General features: G+C 73.8%; 13 protein-coding genes. 8 read left to right on the forward strand and 5 right to left on the reverse strand.

Annotated elements, in window-relative coordinates; all coding sequences use genetic code 11:
* The first annotated feature begins 250 nt into the window (after window positions 1-250).
* Entirely contained in the window at window positions 251-994 is a 744-nt protein-coding gene (locus tag ACZ6QO_RS14410; RefSeq protein ID WP_465850807.1) for a hypothetical protein, read from the forward strand.
* Window positions 995-2,308 carry an FMN-binding glutamate synthase family protein gene (locus ACZ6QO_RS14415; RefSeq protein WP_465850808.1) on the forward strand — a complete coding sequence of 438 codons (1,314 nt, stop codon included), beginning with the start codon at window positions 995-997 and terminating at the stop codon, window positions 2,306-2,308.
* A gap of 13 nt (window positions 2,309-2,321) precedes the next feature.
* On the opposite strand, the gene ACZ6QO_RS14420 is transcribed toward ACZ6QO_RS14415, so the two are convergent.
* The 4 genes from ACZ6QO_RS14420 to rhaI all read right to left on the reverse strand — a co-directional run bounded on the left by ACZ6QO_RS14420 (window position 2,322) and on the right by rhaI (window position 8,458).
* The gene (locus ACZ6QO_RS14420; RefSeq protein ID WP_465850810.1) at window positions 2,322-3,137 is read right to left on the reverse strand and encodes a cellulose binding domain-containing protein; all 816 of its coding nucleotides are present in this window, start codon (window positions 3,135-3,137) and stop codon (window positions 2,322-2,324) included.
* A 257-nt stretch (window positions 3,138-3,394) separates the two neighbouring features.
* Window positions 3,395-5,110 carry an MFS transporter gene (locus ACZ6QO_RS14425; protein ID WP_465850811.1) on the reverse strand — a complete coding sequence of 572 codons (1,716 nt, stop codon included), beginning with the start codon at window positions 5,108-5,110 and terminating at the stop codon, window positions 3,395-3,397.
* Between the two features lie 148 nt (window positions 5,111-5,258).
* On the reverse strand, window positions 5,259-7,301 hold the full coding sequence (locus tag ACZ6QO_RS14430; protein WP_465850813.1) for a bifunctional aldolase/short-chain dehydrogenase: 2,043 nt from the start codon (window positions 7,299-7,301) through the stop codon (window positions 5,259-5,261).
* 2 nt (window positions 7,302-7,303) lie between these two features.
* The gene (gene rhaI, locus ACZ6QO_RS14435) at window positions 7,304-8,458 is read right to left on the reverse strand and encodes an L-rhamnose isomerase (RefSeq protein WP_465850815.1); all 1,155 of its coding nucleotides are present in this window, start codon (window positions 8,456-8,458) and stop codon (window positions 7,304-7,306) included.
* A 374-nt stretch (window positions 8,459-8,832) separates the two neighbouring features.
* Between rhaI and ACZ6QO_RS14440 the strand changes: the two genes are divergently transcribed.
* The 4 genes from ACZ6QO_RS14440 to hypF all read left to right on the forward strand — a co-directional run bounded on the left by ACZ6QO_RS14440 (window position 8,833) and on the right by hypF (window position 14,852).
* The gene (locus ACZ6QO_RS14440; protein WP_465850816.1) at window positions 8,833-9,864 is read left to right on the forward strand and encodes a LacI family DNA-binding transcriptional regulator; all 1,032 of its coding nucleotides are present in this window, start codon (window positions 8,833-8,835) and stop codon (window positions 9,862-9,864) included.
* The gene (locus ACZ6QO_RS14445) at window positions 9,857-11,326 is read left to right on the forward strand and encodes a rhamnulokinase (protein ID WP_465850817.1); all 1,470 of its coding nucleotides are present in this window, start codon (window positions 9,857-9,859) and stop codon (window positions 11,324-11,326) included. Before ACZ6QO_RS14440 ends, ACZ6QO_RS14445 begins: the two co-directional genes overlap by 8 nt.
* A gap of 213 nt (window positions 11,327-11,539) precedes the next feature.
* On the forward strand, window positions 11,540-12,559 hold the full coding sequence (locus ACZ6QO_RS14450; RefSeq protein ID WP_465850819.1) for a Gfo/Idh/MocA family protein: 1,020 nt from the start codon (window positions 11,540-11,542) through the stop codon (window positions 12,557-12,559).
* Window positions 12,560-12,590: 31 nt separating this feature from the next.
* Window positions 12,591-14,852, forward strand: coding sequence for a carbamoyltransferase HypF (hypF, locus tag ACZ6QO_RS14455; RefSeq protein WP_465850821.1), 2,262 nt, complete (start codon window positions 12,591-12,593; stop codon window positions 14,850-14,852).
* 63 nt (window positions 14,853-14,915) lie between these two features.
* Here the strand turns inward: hypF and ACZ6QO_RS14460 are convergent, their stop codons facing one another.
* The gene (locus ACZ6QO_RS14460; RefSeq protein ID WP_465850823.1) at window positions 14,916-15,629 is read right to left on the reverse strand and encodes a lysophospholipid acyltransferase family protein; all 714 of its coding nucleotides are present in this window, start codon (window positions 15,627-15,629) and stop codon (window positions 14,916-14,918) included.
* A 190-nt stretch (window positions 15,630-15,819) separates the two neighbouring features.
* Between ACZ6QO_RS14460 and ACZ6QO_RS14465 the strand changes: the two genes are divergently transcribed.
* Window positions 15,820-16,581 (forward strand): alpha/beta hydrolase, encoded by a 762-nt coding sequence (locus ACZ6QO_RS14465; protein ID WP_465850825.1) that lies wholly within the window; start codon window positions 15,820-15,822, stop codon window positions 16,579-16,581.
* A gap of 151 nt (window positions 16,582-16,732) precedes the next feature.
* Complete coding sequence (locus tag ACZ6QO_RS14470; protein ID WP_465850827.1) at window positions 16,733-17,182, forward strand: hypothetical protein; 450 nt, start codon at window positions 16,733-16,735, stop codon at window positions 17,180-17,182.
* Window positions 17,183-17,191 lie beyond the last annotated feature (9 nt).

Raw genomic sequence — 17,191 nt, forward strand, 5'->3', positions numbered from 1 at the left:
CCTGACCGCACTGTCCGGACACTGTCCGGATCGCACTGTCCTGACCGCCCCCGGCCGCCGCGCGGGGCATGGTTCCGGGATCACCGCTGGTCAGCGGGCCGCCCGCCTGGCACGGGCGCCGCGAAAGAGACGGCGGAAGAAGACAGTGGCCTGCCGGTAACACTGCGGTCATCCACGAGCAGCACGGCGGCAACATTGTCACGGTTCACTCCTGACAGGCACCGATGCACGGCTGTCAACAGGAGGCGCGATGACGTCCCCGCCGCATGCGCCTGACCAGCGGGCCGGAGGGCAGCGGGCTCTGCCGGGAGCGGAGCTCACCCTGGACGCCGCCGCGATGACGACCCGGGAGATCAACCGGTCGCTGCACGCGCTCCCGCGCGGCAGGGCCGTCGTGACCAACCCCGCGGGCCGGCACAACCTCGCCGTGGGCCTGGACGCGCCGGTCCAGGTGGAGATCGACGGGCCCGCGGGCTTCTACGCCGGCGGGCTCGGCAAGCGCGCCCGCGTCACGGTGAACGGCTCCGCCGGCGGCGGCGTCGGCGAGAACCTCATGTCGGGCGACGTCCACGTGCGCGGCTCGGCCGGGCGCAGCGCCGCGGCGTCCGCGCGCGGCGGGGTCGTGGTGGTGGACGGCTCCTGCGCCTCCCAGGCCGGCATCTCCCTCAAGGGCGGCACGCTCGCGATCGGCGGCGACGCGGGCGCCTACTGCGGCGTCTACGCGCAGTCCGGCGTGATCCTGGTCGGCGGGAACGCCGGGCCGTGCCTGGGAGACTCGCTGTTCGAGGCGGTCGTCTACGTCGGCGGGAAGATCGCCGGTCTCGGCACCGGGGCGGTCATCGAGGACCTCGACGAGCACGACGTGACGTTCGTGAAGGTCCTCGCGGACGGATGCGGGTTCGGCCACGTCACCCCCGCCGGGGTGACCAAGGTCGTCTCGGCGCGCCGCATGTACCGGATGCACGGCCGTCACGACGACCACGGGGCCTACTAGATGAGCCACACGTTCTCGCCCGAGGTGATCGCGCAGATCCAGGAGCGGGCAAGGCTCGGCGGCGGAGCGGTGCGCGGCTGGGGCGCCAGGCGGGCCGTGCCGGGCTTCGACGACCTGCTGCTGCTGCCCGCCGGACTGTCCTCCGGCCTCCCCCACGACCATCGGGAACGATGTGACACCCGCACCGTCCTCGGCACGAGAAACGCCGGCGAGCCGGTCGTCCTGGACATCCCCATCACGATCGCCGGGATGTCGTTCGGCGCGCTGTCGGCCGGGGCCAAGGAGGCGCTCGGCCGGGCGGCCGGCATGGCCGGCACCTCGACGACCACCGGGGAGGGCGGCATGGCCCCCGTGGAACGCGACGCCGCCAAGACCCTGGTCTACCAGTGCCTTCCCTCCCGGTACGGCTTCGACCCCGACCAGCTGCGCTCGGCCGACGCGGTCGAGATCGTCCTCGGCCAGGGCGCGGCGCCGGGCGGTGGCGGCATGCTCCTCGGCCAGAAGGTCACCACGCCGGTGGCGTTCATGCGCGACCTGCCCGAGGGCGTCGACCAGCGCTCGGCCCGCCGCCACCCCGACTGGTCCGGGCCCGAGGGCCTGCGCGTGAAGATCGAGGAACTGCGGGAGGTCACCTCCTGGCGCATCCCGGTGTACGTCAAGATCGGCGCGGCCCGGGTCGCCTCGGACGTCCGGCTCGCGGTCGAGGCGGGCGCGGACGTGGTCGTGGTGGACGGCATGCAGGGCGGCACCGGGGCGGCGGCGGAGGTGTTCATCGAGCACACCGGCGTCCCCACGCTGGCGGCGACGCGGATGGCGGCCGACACGCTGCGCGCGATGGGCGTCGAGAACGAGGTCCAGCTGGTGATCTCCGGCGGCGTCCGCAGCGGCGCCGACGTGGCCAAGGCGCTGGCCCTCGGGGCGGACGCCGTCTCGGTCGGGGTGGCCGCGCTCATCGCGCTCGGCTGCAACTCCCCCTCCGACGACACCGGAGCCGACGTCAGCCTCGGCTACCGGGCGCTCGGCACCGTCCCCGGGTCGTGCACGGCCTGCCACACCGGCGGCTGCCCGGTGGGCATCGCCACCCAGGACGACATGCTGGCCGACCGCCTCGACCCCGACTTCGGGGCCGAGCGGGTGGCGAACTTCCTGCGGGCGCTGGCCACCGAGACCACGATGCTCGCCCAGGCGTGCGGCAAGTCGTCGGTGCACCAGCTCGGCACCGACGACCTGGTGGCCCTCACCGTGGAGGCCGCGGCCATGGCCCGCGTCCCCCTGGCCGGCACCTCCTGGATCCCCGGCGCCCCGGCGACCTGACCGCGCCGCCCGGCTATCGGCGCGGACCGTAGGTGGAGGAGCAGTAGACGCTGTTCACGCCGTAGTACAGGGGGACGGGGGTGGCGCCGGTGTGCGCGGCGGTGAAGCCGACCCGCACCGATGCGCCGGGCGCGATGAACTTGTTCCAGGCCAGGTTGCGGGCGGTGAAGAAGTCGTCGGTCCGGCTCCACGCCGCCGAGTGCCCCGAGGTGAGGCGCGGAGCGGGGGCCTGCCACCTGATGGACAGCGTCCAGCCGTCCATCGGGGCCGTGCCGGTGTTCTTTATCGTGATCCAGGCGGTCTGGCCCGTTCGCCACGCCACGAACTCGTGGGTCACGTCGCACGCGAGGCTCGGCGGAGTCGAGGTCGGGGTCGGGGTGGGCGTCGGATGGGGGTAGTCATCGCGGGCGAGGGCCACGAGCGGGTCGGAGGGCGCGCTGACGTTGCCCGCCGCGTCCCTGGCGATCAGGATGTAGGTGTAGGAGGTCCCGGTGACAACGTCATAATCGTGGAAGATCGTGTAAGGGGCCGACCCGACCTGGACGTACCCGGTGGGCGCCTGGCGGTAGACGTCATAGGCGACCACCCCCACGTCGTCGGTGGACGGGGCCCAGCAGAACAGCACGCCTTTGTAGTCGCTGGAGCAGCGGTCGTACAGGCCGGTCGGCTTCGACGGCGGCGTGGTGTCGGCGGCGGCCCGTGCGCCGGAGGCGGCGAGACCCGCCGCGGAGGTCGCCGAGGCGGCGTACGCCCCGGGGACGGCGGTCAGCACGAGGGCGAGCAAGGCGGCGGCCAGAGCCGCCCACGAACGCGGTAAACGGACTCTCATCCGGTCCTCCATCGGTCCACGACGGCGACGACTTCCCGCAACGAGCGTCCGACACCCCCCACCGCCCCGTAAAGCCACCTCCGCTCCCCGCCGCCAGGCGTACTGGTCGCCCGTGAACCTTTCATCCGGAACGCGCGCCATCGCCGCCGGCCGACGATCGGGATCACGGACCCGGCACCCGCGGCGGCCGGCGGGATCCGTCGCGCGCCCGGCCCCGGCGCCGGTGAGCGCCCCGGCGACGCGGGCCGGGGCGGAGGTCAGCCGGTGGAGCGCGCGAGAGAGCCGGTCACCGGGTCGCCGCCGGACCGGCCGGGGCGTGGCCGCCCGGGGATGAAGTACGTGATCACGGCGCCGAGGAGGGACACCCCGCAGGCGATCAGCAGGGCCACCTGGAGGCCGCGCAGGGAGGGCAGGGTGTACGGGCCGACCGCAGCCAGGGTCATGTGGGCGAGCACGACGCTGGTCACCGCGCTGGAGGCCGAGGTGCCGATGGAGCGCATGAGCGCGTTGAGCCCGTTGGCCGCGGCGGTCTCCGACGCCGGCACCGAGCTCATGATCAGCGCCGGCATCGCGGCGTAGGCCAGGCCGACGCCGGCCGCGATCACCGACCCGCCGATCAGGACCTCCCACGCCGAGCGCATCAGGCCCAGCGTGGCGGCGTACCCCGCGGCGATCACCAGTGTGCCGGCCATCAGGGCGGCCTTCGGCCCCCACCGCCGCGACACCCGGGCGGACACCGGCGAGAGCAGCATCATCACCAGGCCGCCGGGCGCCAGGCACAGTCCCGCCTCGACGAGCGACAGCCCGAGGCCGTACCCGGTCGACGGCGGGCTCTGCAGCAGCGTGGGCAGCACCAGCGACATCGCGAACAGCGCGAAGCCGACGACCACTGAGGCCAGGTTCGTCAGCAGGACGGGGCGGCGCGCGGTGGTGCGCAGGTCGACCAGTGGCGCGCGCAGGCGCAGCTCCATCAGGCCCCAGGCCACCAGGACGACCACGGCGGCGGCGAACAGCCCGAGGGTGGGGGCGCTCCCCCAGCCCCAGTCGCCGCCCTTGGTGACGGCCAGCAGCAGGCAGACCAGGCCCACCGTCAGGCCGATGGCGCCCGGGACGTCGAACCTGCCGCCGGCGCGCAGGGGCGACTCCGGGACCATCAGCGCGACCAGCAGCAGATCGACCGCTCCGACCGCTGCCGACATCCAGAACAGGGCGTGCCAGTCGGCGTGCTGGGCGATGAACGCGGCGAGCGGCAGGCCGATGGCGCCGCCGACGCCGAGGGTGGCGCTCATCAGGGCCATCGCGGACGGGAGCCGCTCGGGCGGCAGCTCGTCCCGCATGATGCTGATGCCGAGCGGGATCACCCCGATGGCGCATCCCTGGAGCACCCGTCCGGCGACCACCGGGAGCAGCCCGTCGGACAGCGCGCAGACGGCGGACCCGATGACCATGAGCAGCAGGCTGGCGAGCATGACGCGCCGCTTGCCGTACAGGTCGCCGAGCCGGCCGCTGACCGGGTTGCAGACGGCGGCGGCGAGCAGTGTGGCGGTGACGATCCAGGAGGCGTCGGCCGCGGAGGTGTGCACCAGGCGCGGCAGGTCGGGGATGAGCGGCACGACGATCGTCTGCATCAGCGACACGACGATGCCGCTGAACGCGAGCACCGGCACCACCGCCCCGGGGTCCCGCGCCGTCCCCGCGTCCGCGCCCCGGGCCCGGCGAGAGCCCGCGCCGCCGGCCGCCGCCTCCGCCTCATGGCCACCGGAACTCCCGTCCACGGCCGCCGTCTCAGCCTCACGGCCGCCGGAACCCTGGCCCACGGCCGCCACGGGCGCCTCATGGCCACCGGAATCCTGGCCGACGGTCGCGGAGCCCTGACCGCCCGGACGCTCATGGCCGGTCGCGGAGCGCAGGCCGCCTGCGCCGGCGCCGTCCTCGGTGCCCGGAGGCCCGCCCTGCGAAGTCGAACCGCTCACCGGCCGCCCCCTCGATCGCTGATCACCGGAAAGTACGCGTGAGTACGATACCTACCCCTTGATCACGATCTGTCGTACCCCTACTACTCGTACTTCGTCGGGACGATCAGGAAGGTACGGGTGGGTGGGGGCGGGGCGTCCTGGCGGGTCAGCGGAGGAAGGCGGCGGGGACGCCGGAGTCCACGGGGATGTGCAGGCCGGTGGTGAGGGGCAGGTCGCCGCCGGTGAGGGCGAAGACGGCGGCGGCGACGTGCTCGGGGAGCACCTCGCGTTTGAGCAGGGTGCGCTGGGCGTAGTACTCGCCGAGCCTCTCCTCGGGCACGCCGTACACCGCCGCGCGGTCGGCGCCCCAGCCGGAGGCGAAGATGCCCGAGCCGCGGACCACGCCGTCGGGGTTGATCCCGTTGACGCGGATGCCGTGCGCGCCGAGTTCGGCGGCGAGCAGGCGGACCTGGTGGGCCTGGCCGGCCTTGGCGGCGCCGTAGGCGACGTTGTCCGGGCCGGCGAAGACGGAGTTCTTCGAGCAGATGTAGACGACGTCCCCGCCCATGGCCTGGTCGATCATGACGCGCGCGGTCTCGCGGGAGACGAGGAACGAGCCCCGGGCCATGACGTCGTGCTGGAGGTCCCAGTCGGCGAGCGTGGTCTGCGTCAGCGGCCGCGACAGCGACAGCCCGGCGTTGTTGACGACCAGGTCGACCCCGCCGAAGGCGAGGACCGCCGCGCGCACCGCGGCCCTGACCTGCTCCTCGGAGCTCACGTCCGCCTCGACGGCGACGGCGGCGTCGGCCGTGCCGATGCCGGCGGCGACCTTCCCCGCCGCGCCGAGGTCGCGGTCGGCGACCACGACGCAGGCGCCCTCGGCGGCGAGCCGGCGGGCGGTGGCCGCCCCGATGCCCGACCCGCCGCCGGTCACCAGCGCGACGCGGGTCGCCAGCGGCTTCGGCCTCGGCAGCCGCCGGAGCTTGGCCTCCTCCAGTTCCCAGTATTCGATGCGGAACTTCTCCGACTCCTCGATGGGCCGATAGCAGGACAGCGCCTCGGCGCCGCGCATCACGTTGATCGCGTTGACGTAGAACTCGCCGGCGACCCGCGCCGTCCGCTTGTCCGCGCCGAAGCCGAACATGCCGACGCCGGGCACCAGCACGATCGCCGGGTCGGCGCCGCGCATCGCCGGCGAGCCGGGGACGGCGTGGCGTTCGTAGTAGGCGCGGTAGTCGTCGCGGTAGGCGGCGTGCAGTTCGCGCAGCCGGGCGACGAGGTGTCCGAGCGGCGCGTCCGGCGGCAGGTCGACGACCAGGGGCGCGATCTTGGTGCGCAGGAAGTGGTCGGGACAGGAGGTGCCCAGGGCGGCCAGGCGGGGGTGCTCGGCCCGCGAGAGGAAGTCGAGCACCTCGGCGGTGGCGGTGTAGTGGCCGACCTGGCGGGCGTCGGTCGAGCACAGGCCCCTGACCACGGGGAACAGCGCGGCGGCGCGCTCGGCGCGCTCGCGCTCGCCGAGCCCGGGGTGGACGACCGGGCCGAACGGCTCCGGCCGGCCGTGCTCGGCGATGTGGCGCTCGGCCGTGCGGATGATCGAAAGGGATCGGGCCTCGCACTCGTCGCCGGTGTCGCCCCAGGCGGTGATGCCGTGCCCGCCGAGGATGACGCCAATGGCGGCGGGGTTGGCGTCCTTGAGCGCGGCGATGTCCAGGCCGAGCTGGAAGCCGGGACGCCGCCAGGGCACCCACAGCACGCGGTCGCCGAAGATCTCGCGGGTCAGCCGCTCGCCGTCGGCGGCGGTGGCGAGGGCGACGCCGACGTCCGGGTGCAGGTGGTCGACGTGGGCGGCGTCGACCAGGCCGTGCATGGCGGTGTCGATGCTGGGCGCGGCCCCGCCCCTGCCGAAGGCGCAGTGGTCGAACGCGGCCACCATCTCGTCCTCGCGCTCGGCCCCCGGATAGACCCGGACGAGCGAGCGCAGGGCGGACAGGCGCAGCACGGCCAGGCCGTCCTCGGTGAGCGTGCCGAGGTCGCCGCCGGAGCCCTTCACCCACATCAGCTCGACGTCCGCGCCGGTGAGCGGGTCGGTGGCGGCGCCCTTGGCGGAGGCGTTGCCGCCGGCGTAGTTGGTGTTGCGCGGGTCGGCGCCGAGCGCGTGCGCCCTGCGCAGCAGTTCGCCGACGACGGGGTGGCTCGCGGAAGCGGTCATGGTCAGGCTCCCCAACCGGCCTGGGTGCCGCCCACCCGCTCGGCGACGATCTTGTCCGCGTAGCCGGACCGCCGGTAGGAGGCCATCGGGTCGGGGTCGAGGCCGCTCTCTTCGCGAAGCTCGGCGAGCAGCGGGCGCACGTCGGTGTTGTAGGCGTCCATGAGCACGGCGTTGGCGCCGAGCACGTCGCCCTCGGACTGCGCGGCGGCGAGCGCGTCCCCGTCGACGAGCAGCGCCTTGGCCGTGGCTTCCTGGACGTTCATCACCGACCGGATCTGGCCGGGGATCTTGGGCTCGATGTTGTGGCACTGGTCGAGCATGAACGCCGTGTGCTCGGTGTAGCCGCCGCCGTGGACGACCTCGTACATGATGCGGAACAGCTGGAAGGGGTCGGCCGCCCCCGCCATCAGGTCGTCGTCGGCGTAGAAGCGGGAGTTGAAGTCGAAGCCGCCGAGCTTGCCCTCGCGCAGCAGGAACGCCACGATGAACTCGATGTTGGTGCCGGGGGCGTGGTGGCCGGTGTCCACGACGACCTGGGCCTTCGGCCCGAGCCTCGCGCAGTGGGCGTAGGCGGTGCCCCAGTCGGGGACGTCGGTCGCGTAGAAGGCCGGCTCGAACAGCTTGTACTCCAGCAGGAAGCGCTGCCCCTCGCCCAGCCGGTCGTACACCGCCGCCAGCGCCTCGGCGAGGCGGTCCTGCCGGGCGCGGATGTCGTCCTGGCCGGGGTAGTTGAGGCCGTCGGAGAACCACAGCTTGAGGGTGCCGGACCCGGTGAGGTCCATGATGCCGACGCATTCGAACAGGTGGTCCAGGGCCTTGCGCCGCACCGCCGGGTCGGGGTGGGTGACGCTGCCCAGCATGTAGTCGTCGTCCTGGAAGACGTTGGAGTTGATCGCGCCGATGACGACGCCGAGGTCGTGGGCGTGCCGGGACAGGTCGGCGTAGTCGTCCACCTTGTCCCACGGGATGTGCAGGGCCACGCTCGGCGCGACGCCGGTGTAGCGGTGCACCTGTGCGGCGTCGGCGAGCTTCTCGTAGGGGTCGCGGGGCACGCCCGGCCGGGCGAACACCTTGAACCTGGTGCCCGAGTTGCCGAACGCCCACGAGGGTGTCTCGATGCGCTGGCGGCGCAGCGCCGCCTTGATGTCGATCGCCATGATCTCCCTGATCGGTCGAGATGAACACTTCGTCGAGCGTGAACACGCCTTCGTCCGGGCGGCACCCGGCGAGGCCGGCGAAGAACGGCGCCGTCTCCGCCTGCCGGCGGGCGTCGACCTCGCTCTCGGCCGTGGCGGTGGGAGCGGCGCTTGGCGCACACGGTCGAAAAACGTTTTAATGACTTGCCGGGAAGGTACGGCCGCTCCCGCCGCAGTGTCAAGACGCTCTGTCAATGGGAAGCCGCGGTGTCCACGGCGTCCCGGGGCCGCCGCCGCGGGGCACGGGGGGCGTGGCCTGCGCGTGTGATACTCGTACGCATCTGGCGCGCGCCGTCCTGGCAGGTTCGACGAACGCCGACCACTGGAGGTGCCGGATGTCCACGGGGAGCGCCGCGAGCTCGGTGAGCATCAAGCAGGTCGCCGCCCAGGCGGGGGTCTCTCCCGGCACGGTGTCCAACGTGCTCAACCGTCCCCACAAGGTCGCGGCCGAGACCCGCTCCAGGGTCGAGCAGGTCATCCGCGAGCTGGGCTTCGTCCGCCACGGGTCGGCCTCGACGCTGCGCGCCGGCCAGAGCCGCACGATCGGCCTGTCGGTGATCGACATCGGCAACCCGTTCTTCACCGACGTCGCCGCCGGGGTGGAGGACGTGGCGAGCGAGCTGGGGTACGCCGTGATCCTCGGCAACTCCTCGGGCGACCGCGTCAAAGAAGAGCGCAACCTGCGGGTGTTCGCCGAGCATCGCGTGCGCGGCCTGCTGATCACCCCCTCCGACGAGGATCCCGGCCGGCTGGACGTGATCCGCGGCCGCGGCATCAGCGTCGTGCTGGTCGACCATCCGGCCCGCCATCCCGGCCAGTGCTCGGTCGCCGTCAACAACCTCTCGGGCGGCCTGACCGCCGCCGCCCACCTGCTGGAGGGCGGCGCCGCCCGGCTGGCGTACGTCACCGGCCCGCTGACGATCCGCCAGTGCCTCGACCGCATGCGCGGCGCCGAGCGGGCGATGGCCGCCGCCGGTCTCGACCCCGCGTCCGGGCTGGAGGTCGTCGAGATGCCGGCGATGAACGCGCGGGCGGGCCAGCGGGCCGGCGAGCGGCTGCTCTCCGCCGGCCGCCTGCCCGACGCGATCTTCTGCGCGAACGACCTGCTCGCCCTCGGCCTGCTGCGCGGCCTGCTGCAGGCGGGCGTCCGGGTGCCGGGCGACGTCGCCCTCATCGGCTACGACGACATCGACTTCGCCGCCGCCTCGGCGGTGTCGCTCAGCTCGATCCGCCAGCCCACCTGCAAGCTGGGCCGCATCGCGACCGAGCTGCTGCTCGACGAGTGCGACAACCCTGAGAGCCACGCCCACCAGCAGATCATGTTCCAGCCCGAGCTCGTCGTCCGCGAATCCACCCGCCGTGCCTGAGGGCGTCGTCGCCGCCGTCGACCTCGGGGCCTCCAGCGGCAGGGTGATGACGGCCCGCGTCCACGCCGGCCGGGTCGAACTGCGCGAGGCGCACCGGTTCCCCAACCGTCCGGTGCGCGCCGGAGGCACCCTCCACTGGGACATCCTGGCCCTCTACCAGGGCGTCCTCGACGGGCTGCGCAAGGCGGGGCCGGTGGACTCCATCGGCATCGACTCCTGGGCCGTCGACTACGGGCTGCTCGACCCGGCCGGGCGGCTGCTCGGCAACCCGGTGCACTACCGCGACGAACGCACCGCCGGGGTGATGGAACGGGTGACCGCCGAGGTGGGCGCCGCGTCGCTGTACGAGGTGAGCGGCCTGCAGTTCCTGCCGTTCAACACGATCTACCAGCTGCTCGCCGACCGTCCGTCCCTCGGCCGCGCCGGCACGCTGCTCATGATCCCCGACCTGCTGACCTACTGGCTGACCGGCTCGGTCGGCGCCGAGACCACCAACGCCTCGACCACCGGGCTGTACGACGTCCGCGCGGGCGACTGGGCGCGGCCGCTCATGCGCCGCCTCGGCATCCCCGAGTCGCTGTTCCCCGCGCTGCGCCCGCCCGGCTCCCCCGCCGGCGCGCTGCGCCCGGACGTGCGAGCCGAGATCGGCCTGCCGGCCGCCGGCGGGCCGGAGGCGCCGGTGGTCGCGGTCGCGTCGCACGACACCGCGAGCGCGGTCGCCGCCGTGCCGGCCGCCACCTCCCGCTTCGCCTACATCTCCTCGGGCACCTGGTCGCTGGTCGGCGTCGAGCTGCCCGCACCCGTGCTCGGCGAAGCGAGCCGCGCGGCCAACTTCACCAACGAGGGCGGCCTGGACGGCACCACGCGTTACCTGCGCAACGTCATGGGGCTGTGGATCCTCCAAGAGTGCCTGCGCGCCTGGGGCGAGACCGATCTGCCTGCGTTGCTGGCCGCCGCCGGGCGGGCGCGGCCCTTCGTCTCGCTGATCGACCCCGACGACCCGGTCTTCCTGCCGCCCGGCGACATGCCGGGACGCATCGCCGCCTTCTGCGAGCGCACCGGGCAGCCCGTCCCCGCCGGACCGGCCGAGACGGTCCGCTGCGTGCTGGAGAGCCTGGCCCTGTCCTACCGCCGGGCCGTCGCCGACGCCGTCCGGCTGAGCGGCCACGATGTGGAGGTGGTCCACGTGGTGGGCGGCGGGGCGCGCAACACGCTGCTGTGCCAGATGACCGCCGACGCGACCGGCCTTCCCGTCCGGGCCGGCCCGGTCGAGGCCGCTGCGCTCGGCAACGCGCTGGTCCAGGCGCGCGCCCGCGGCCTGGTCGGCGACATCCGCGAGCTCGTACGGCGCGGCGAGACGATCACCCACTACGAACCGGCGGCCGGCGCCGCCTCCTGGGACGCCGCCGCCACCCGCCTGGCCACCCCGCCCGGCCGGCCCGGCGGTCCTGCGGGCTCCTGAGGGTGCTGAACGCCGGCCGCGTCGGAAGGGTCGGCGGCGGCCGTCCGCGGCCGCGCCGCTAATGTGGCCGGGGAATCCCGGCGTCGGCGGTACCGACGGCGTCCCCGTCCCCCACCCCCATCCCCCACCCCCGTCCCCCATCCCCTCATCCACCCCTCACCTGCGATCGGCGCCGCCGGCGCGCGCGTAGGTGCGTTTCGCGAAGGAGCAGTCGTGCTGTCTTGGGGAATCGCCGCGACCGGAGGCATCGCCCGGACCGTCGGGCGGGTGATCGCCGCCGAGCCCGGCATGCGGGTCGCGGCCGTCGGCTCGCGCGATCTCGGCCGGGCCGCCGGCCTCGCCGCCGAGCTGGACGCGCCGCGCGCGTACGGCTCCCACGCCGAGCTGGTCTCCGATCCCGAGGTCGACGTCGTGTACGTCGCGACCCCGCACTCCCACCACCTGCCGGTGGCCGAGCTCGCCATCGCCGCGGGCAAGGCCGTGCTGTGCGAGAAGCCGCTGGCGCTGAACGCCGCCGAGGCCGAGCGCATGGTCAAGCTCGCCCGCGAGGCGGGGGTCTTCCTGATGGAGGCCATGTGGATGCGGTTCAACCCGCTTGTACGGCGGCTGCACGACCTGGTCCGCGACGGCTCCTTCGGCGAGCTGCGCTCGGTGTCCGCGTCGTTCGGGTTCCCCCTGCCCTATGACCCGGCGCACCGGCTGTGGGATCCGGCGCTCGGCGGCGGAGCCCTGCTCGACCTCGGCATCTACCCGATGGGGCTGGCGCAGCTGCTGCTGGGCGAGCCCGACGCCATGGCCGCCACCGGTTCGCTGTCGGCCGGCGGGGTCGACGCCGAGGCGGGGCTGCTGATGTCCTGGGCCGGCGGCGCGCGGGCGCTGCTGGACACCTCGCTGCTCAGCCCACTGGCCAACGCCGCCACGGTGACCGGCACCCTGATGCGGGCCGAGCTGGACACGCCGTTCTTCGCCACCCGCCGCATGGTGCTGCACGGCCCGTCCGGCGAGCCGCAGGAGCATCTCATCGACGAGGCCGACAACGGGTACGCCGGCGAGATCCGCGAGGTCCGCGACGCGCTCGCCGAGGGACGCACCGAGAGCGCGATCATGCCGCTGGACGACACCCTCGCCATGGCCCGCCTCCTGGACCAGGCCCGCGAGCACGTCGCCCGGTTCGCCGCCCCCTCCTCCGGCTCCTCCTCCGACTCCTCCGACATGGCCGCCCGGGTTCGTTGATCAGGCGGGGGGCGGGGCCGAAACTGATCAGGTGAGGCCCTGTATCCGCGCCGAGGTCCGTGTCGACGGTGTCGTCCAGGGGGTGGGGTTCCGCCCTTTCGTGCACCGGCTCGCCACGGACCTCGGCCTGCGCGGGCTCGTCGGCAACGACGAACACGGCGTGTTCATCGAGGTGGAGGGCGCCTCGGGCGCCGTCGCGGCGTTCGTGCGGGCGGTGCGCGACCGTCCGCCTCCGCTGGCGGTGGTCGACCGGGTCACCTCGCGCGAGATCCCGGTCACCGGCGAGCCCGGGTTCGGCATCGTCGCGAGCCCCGGCGCCGGGCGGGGCCGTGCCCTGATCTCCCCCGACGTCGCCACCTGCGACGACTGCCTGCGCGAGCTGGCCGACCCCGCCGACCGCAGGCACGGCTACCCGTTCATCAACTGCACGGCCTGCGGGCCGCGGTTCACGATCGTGCTGTCCTCGCCGTACGACCGCGCGGGCACCACGATGGCGTCCTTCCCGATGTGCGAGGCGTGCGCGCGGGAGTACCACGACCCGGCGAGCCGGCGGTTCCACGCCCAGCCGGTGTGCTGCCCGGCGTGCGGGCCGCGCCTGCGGCTGACCGGGACGTCCCGCCGCGACCTCGCGGGCGACCCGCTGACGGAGGCGGCGCGCCTGCTGCTCGGCGGGCGCGTCCTCGCCGTCAAGGGCATCGGCGGCTACCACCTGGCGGTGCGGGCCGGCGACGAGCGGGCGGTGTCGGCGCTGCGCGCGCGCAAGCGCCGCGAGGACCGGCCGTTCGCCCTCATGGCGGCCGACCTGGCCGCGGCGCGGCGGCTGTGCGACATCGGCCCGGAGGAGGAGCGGCTGCTCACCGGCCGGGCGCGGCCGATCGTGCTGCTGGCCCGCCGCGCGGACGCGCGCGTCGCCGCCGCGGTCGCCCCGGACGCCAGGTGGCTCGGCGTCATGCTGCCCTACTCCGCGCTGCACCACCTGCTGCTGCGGCGCCTCCCCGAGCCGATCGTGCTGACCAGCGGCAACCTGTCCGACGAGCCGATCGCCTACACCGACGAGGCGGCGTTCGAGCGCCTGGCCGGGGTCGCCGACGCCTTCCTGACCCATGACCGGCCGATCCACACGCGCACGGACGACTCGGTGGCCCGGGTGTTCCGCGGCGGCGAGCTGCCGATCCGCCGGTCCCGGGGCCATGTCCCCTACCCGCTGCGGCTCGCCCGCGGCCCGCGGCGGCCGGTCCTCGGATGCGGCGCGGAGCTGAAGCACACCTTCTGCCTGGCCGAGGGGGGACGGGCGTTCGTGTCGCACCACATCGGCGACCTGGAGAACTACGAGACCCTCCGGTCGTTCACCGAAGGCGTCCGGCACTTCGAGCGGCTGTTCGGCATCCGTCCCGAGGTGCTGGCGCACGACCTGCACCCGGAGTACCTGTCCACGAAGTACGCGCTGGAGCGCGAGGGCGTGGAGCTCGTGGGCGTCCAGCACCACCACGCGCACATCGCCTCGTGCATGGCCGACAACGCCGCCCGCGGGCCGGTGATCGGCGTGGCGTTCGACGGGCTCGGGTACGGGACGGACGGCACGCTGTGGGGCGGGGAGTTCCTGGTCGCCGGCCTGGCCGGGTTCCGGCGGGCGGGCCATCTGGCCCCGGTGCCGATGCCCGGCGGCGCCGCGGCGATCCGGCAGCCGTGGCGGATGGCCGCCGCGTACCTCGGTGAGGGGGCGGCCGGGGTCCGGGCGCGCAACGAGGCCCGGTGGGACGCCGTGGTGGCCATGGCCGCGCGCGGGGTGAACGCGCCGCCGACCTCCAGCGCGGGACGCCTGTTCGACGCCGTGGCCGCGATCGTCACCGGCCGGGACACGGTGACCTACGAGGGTCAGGCCGCCGTCGAGCTGGAGCAGATCGCCGACCCGGCCGAACGCCGCGCCTACCCCTGCCGCCTGCTCGACGCCGCCACCGGGCACGCCGGCGGATTCGCCGCGGCGGGACGCGATCTGGTGGAGGCCGCGGCGGCCGACGTCCGGGCCGGCGTGGCGGCGCCCCTGGTCTCGGCCCGGTTCCACAACGGGGTGGCCGGGCTGATCCTGGACGGGTGCCTGCGGGTGCGCGAGAGCACCGGCCTGGCGGCGGTGGCGCTGTCGGGCGGGGTGTTCCAGAACCTCGTCCTGCTGGAACGGGCGTGCGCCCTTCTTGAGGACCATGGGTTCACGGTGCTGCTGCACCGCAGGGTCCCGCCCAACGACGGCGGGATCAGCCTCGGCCAGGTGGCGGTGGCCGCCGCCAGGGGCGGGTGAGCCCGATCAGGCCGCGCGGCGCGCACGCCGGCGCCGCCCGTGGGGCGCGGCCGCCGGGGGCCCTCAGCCGGCGGAGGGGGAGCCGGCCTTCTTGGCGGCACGGGCCATCTCGACCTTGGCGCTGGCGGCGTACTTGTCGACGTACTCCTGGCCGGACAGCTCCATGAGCGCGTACATGATCTCGTCGGTGACCGCGCGCAGGACCAGGCGGTCCTCCTCCATGCCGTAGTAGCGGGAGAAGTCCAGCGGCTTGCCGTACTTGACGCCGGGCCGGATGCCGAGCTTGGGGAAGGGACGGCCGGGGGGCATCATCTCGAAGGTGTTGACCATGGCCCAGGGGATCACCGGCACCCGCGACTCCAGCGCCAGGCGGGCCACGCCGGTCTTGCCCTTGTACAGCCGCCCGTCGGGCGATCGGGTGCCCTCGGGGTAGATGCCGAGGATGTGGCCCTCGCGCAGGACGCGCAGCCCGGTGCGCAGCGCGGCCTCGCTGGCCTTGCCGCCGGAGCGGTCGATGGGCACCGTGCCGACCCCGGTGAAGAACGCCCGGCTCATCAGCCCCTTCAGCCCGCTGCCGGTGAAGTACTCGGCCTTGCCGAGCGAGATCACCTTGCGGGGCAGCGGCAGCGCGCCGAAGAAGTGGTCGGCGAACGACAGATGGTTGCCGGCGAGGATGACCGGGCCTTCCTTGGGGACGTGCTCGGTGCCCTCGGACCAGGGACGGAACACCAGATGAAGGAACGGACCCAGAATGGCCTTGACCACCCAGTAGAACACTCGGGCACCCCTTCTGCGGTTTCACGCGGCCGTACGCGCCTTTGTCGAAGGCGTCGCGTCATCTTCGCATGCCCGGGGCACACCACCTACACCTCGTGGTCCCCTGCCGCGACACCCGGGCCCGCGGATCTCGCGGGCGCGCCCCGAACGTGCGACGATCAGGCGAGCCGCACCAGGAGAGGGAACCATCATGCCGCTCATGCCGGGTTCCGAGCCCTACCAGCACGACGGTGGCCAGGTCGGAGTGCTGCTCTGCCACGGTTTCACCGGGACTCCGCAGTCGCTGCGCCCGTGGGCGAAGCACCTGGCGGCGGCCGGCCTCACCGTCTCGCTGCCCCGCCTTCCCGGGCACGGGACCACCTGGCAGGAGATGAACCGCACGCGGTGGGAAGACTGGTACGCCGAGCTCGAAAGGGCCTTCGAGAACCTCAGGGGCCGCTGCGCCGAGGTGTTCGTCATGGGCCTGTCCCTCGGCGGGTGCATGGCGCTGAGGCTGGCGGAGGTGCACGGCCCGGAGGTGCGCGGCGTGGTGGTGGTGAACCCCTCCATCGTCAGCGACGCCCCCCTGCTGAGGCTCGCCCCGGTGCTGAAGCTCGTGGTGTCCTCGGTGCCGGGGGTCGCCAACGACATCAAACGCGAGGGGGTGACCGAGGTCGGCTACACCCGCACCCCGGTGCGGGCCGCGGCGACGCTGCCGCGGCTCTGGTCGCTGGTGCAGTCGGAGCTCGGCCGCGTCACCCAGCCCGTCCTCGTCTACCACAGCCCCGAGGACCACGTGGTGAAGCCGGCGAGCGTCGAGCTGCTGCGCAAGGTGCTCGGCGGCAACCTCACCGTGCGGCAGTGCCTGAACAGTTACCACGTCGCGACGCTGGACAACGATGCCCCCGAGATATTCGAGGGGAGCCTGGACTTCATCAGAGCCCACGCGTCGGTACCCTTGCAGAGAGACTGATCCGGCCCCCGGCCCCGGCCCCCGCGCCAGGCGGTGAGCACGTGGCGGCGGCCCCCAGCGAGCGACCCAGGAGCCATCCCCGAGCAACGGTCAGCAGCACGAGCCATCCAGCGAGCGCGCCCATGAGCATAGGAACGAATCGAAGTGACCGGTGACGCCACAGAGCGATGAGGACGAGGTCTGGCGTCAGATCGTCGCCTCCTTCAACGAGACCGCCGAACCGACCTCGGGCGCGCAGCCGTGGCCCGACCGTGAGAACGTCCCCGCCGACGACACCGCCCAGGCGGTGAAGGCCGACGTCCCCGCGGAGACCCGTGAGGCCGAGCACGACGACGCCGCGCCGGACGACGACGGCGACCACTACGTTCCGCCGCCTCCTCCCCCGCTGCCGCAGATGGACCCCGGCACGAAGATCGCCTGGGTGGCCCTGTTCGGCGGTCCCGCCTACCTGCTGCTCGCCGCGCTCCTGTCGTGGCCCATGGACGGCTGGATCGTCTTCGCCGCCATCGCCGCGTTCATCGGGGGCTTCGTCGCGCTGATCGTGCGCATGGGCGACGGCTCGCCTCCGGACTCCGGCTGGGACGACGGCGCGGTCATCTGAGCCGGGAGC

This window comes from Sphaerisporangium sp. NPDC049457, assembly GCF_055586705.1.

Coding starts and splice junctions, on each gene's coding strand:
- ACZ6QO_RS14465 (WP_465850825.1), top strand. CDS start 15,820: ATGCCGCTCATGCCGGGTTCCGAGCCCTACCAGCACGACGGTGGCCAG.
- rhaI (WP_465850815.1), bottom strand. CDS start 8,458: ATGGCGATCGACATCAAGGCGGCGCTGCGCCGCCAGCGCATCGAGACA.
- ACZ6QO_RS14440 (WP_465850816.1), top strand. CDS start 8,833: ATGTCCACGGGGAGCGCCGCGAGCTCGGTGAGCATCAAGCAGGTCGCC.
- ACZ6QO_RS14420 (WP_465850810.1), bottom strand. CDS start 3,137: ATGAGAGTCCGTTTACCGCGTTCGTGGGCGGCTCTGGCCGCCGCCTTG.
- ACZ6QO_RS14410 (WP_465850807.1), top strand. CDS start 251: ATGACGTCCCCGCCGCATGCGCCTGACCAGCGGGCCGGAGGGCAGCGG.
- ACZ6QO_RS14415 (WP_465850808.1), top strand. CDS start 995: ATGAGCCACACGTTCTCGCCCGAGGTGATCGCGCAGATCCAGGAGCGG.
- ACZ6QO_RS14430 (WP_465850813.1), bottom strand. CDS start 7,301: ATGACCGCTTCCGCGAGCCACCCCGTCGTCGGCGAACTGCTGCGCAGG.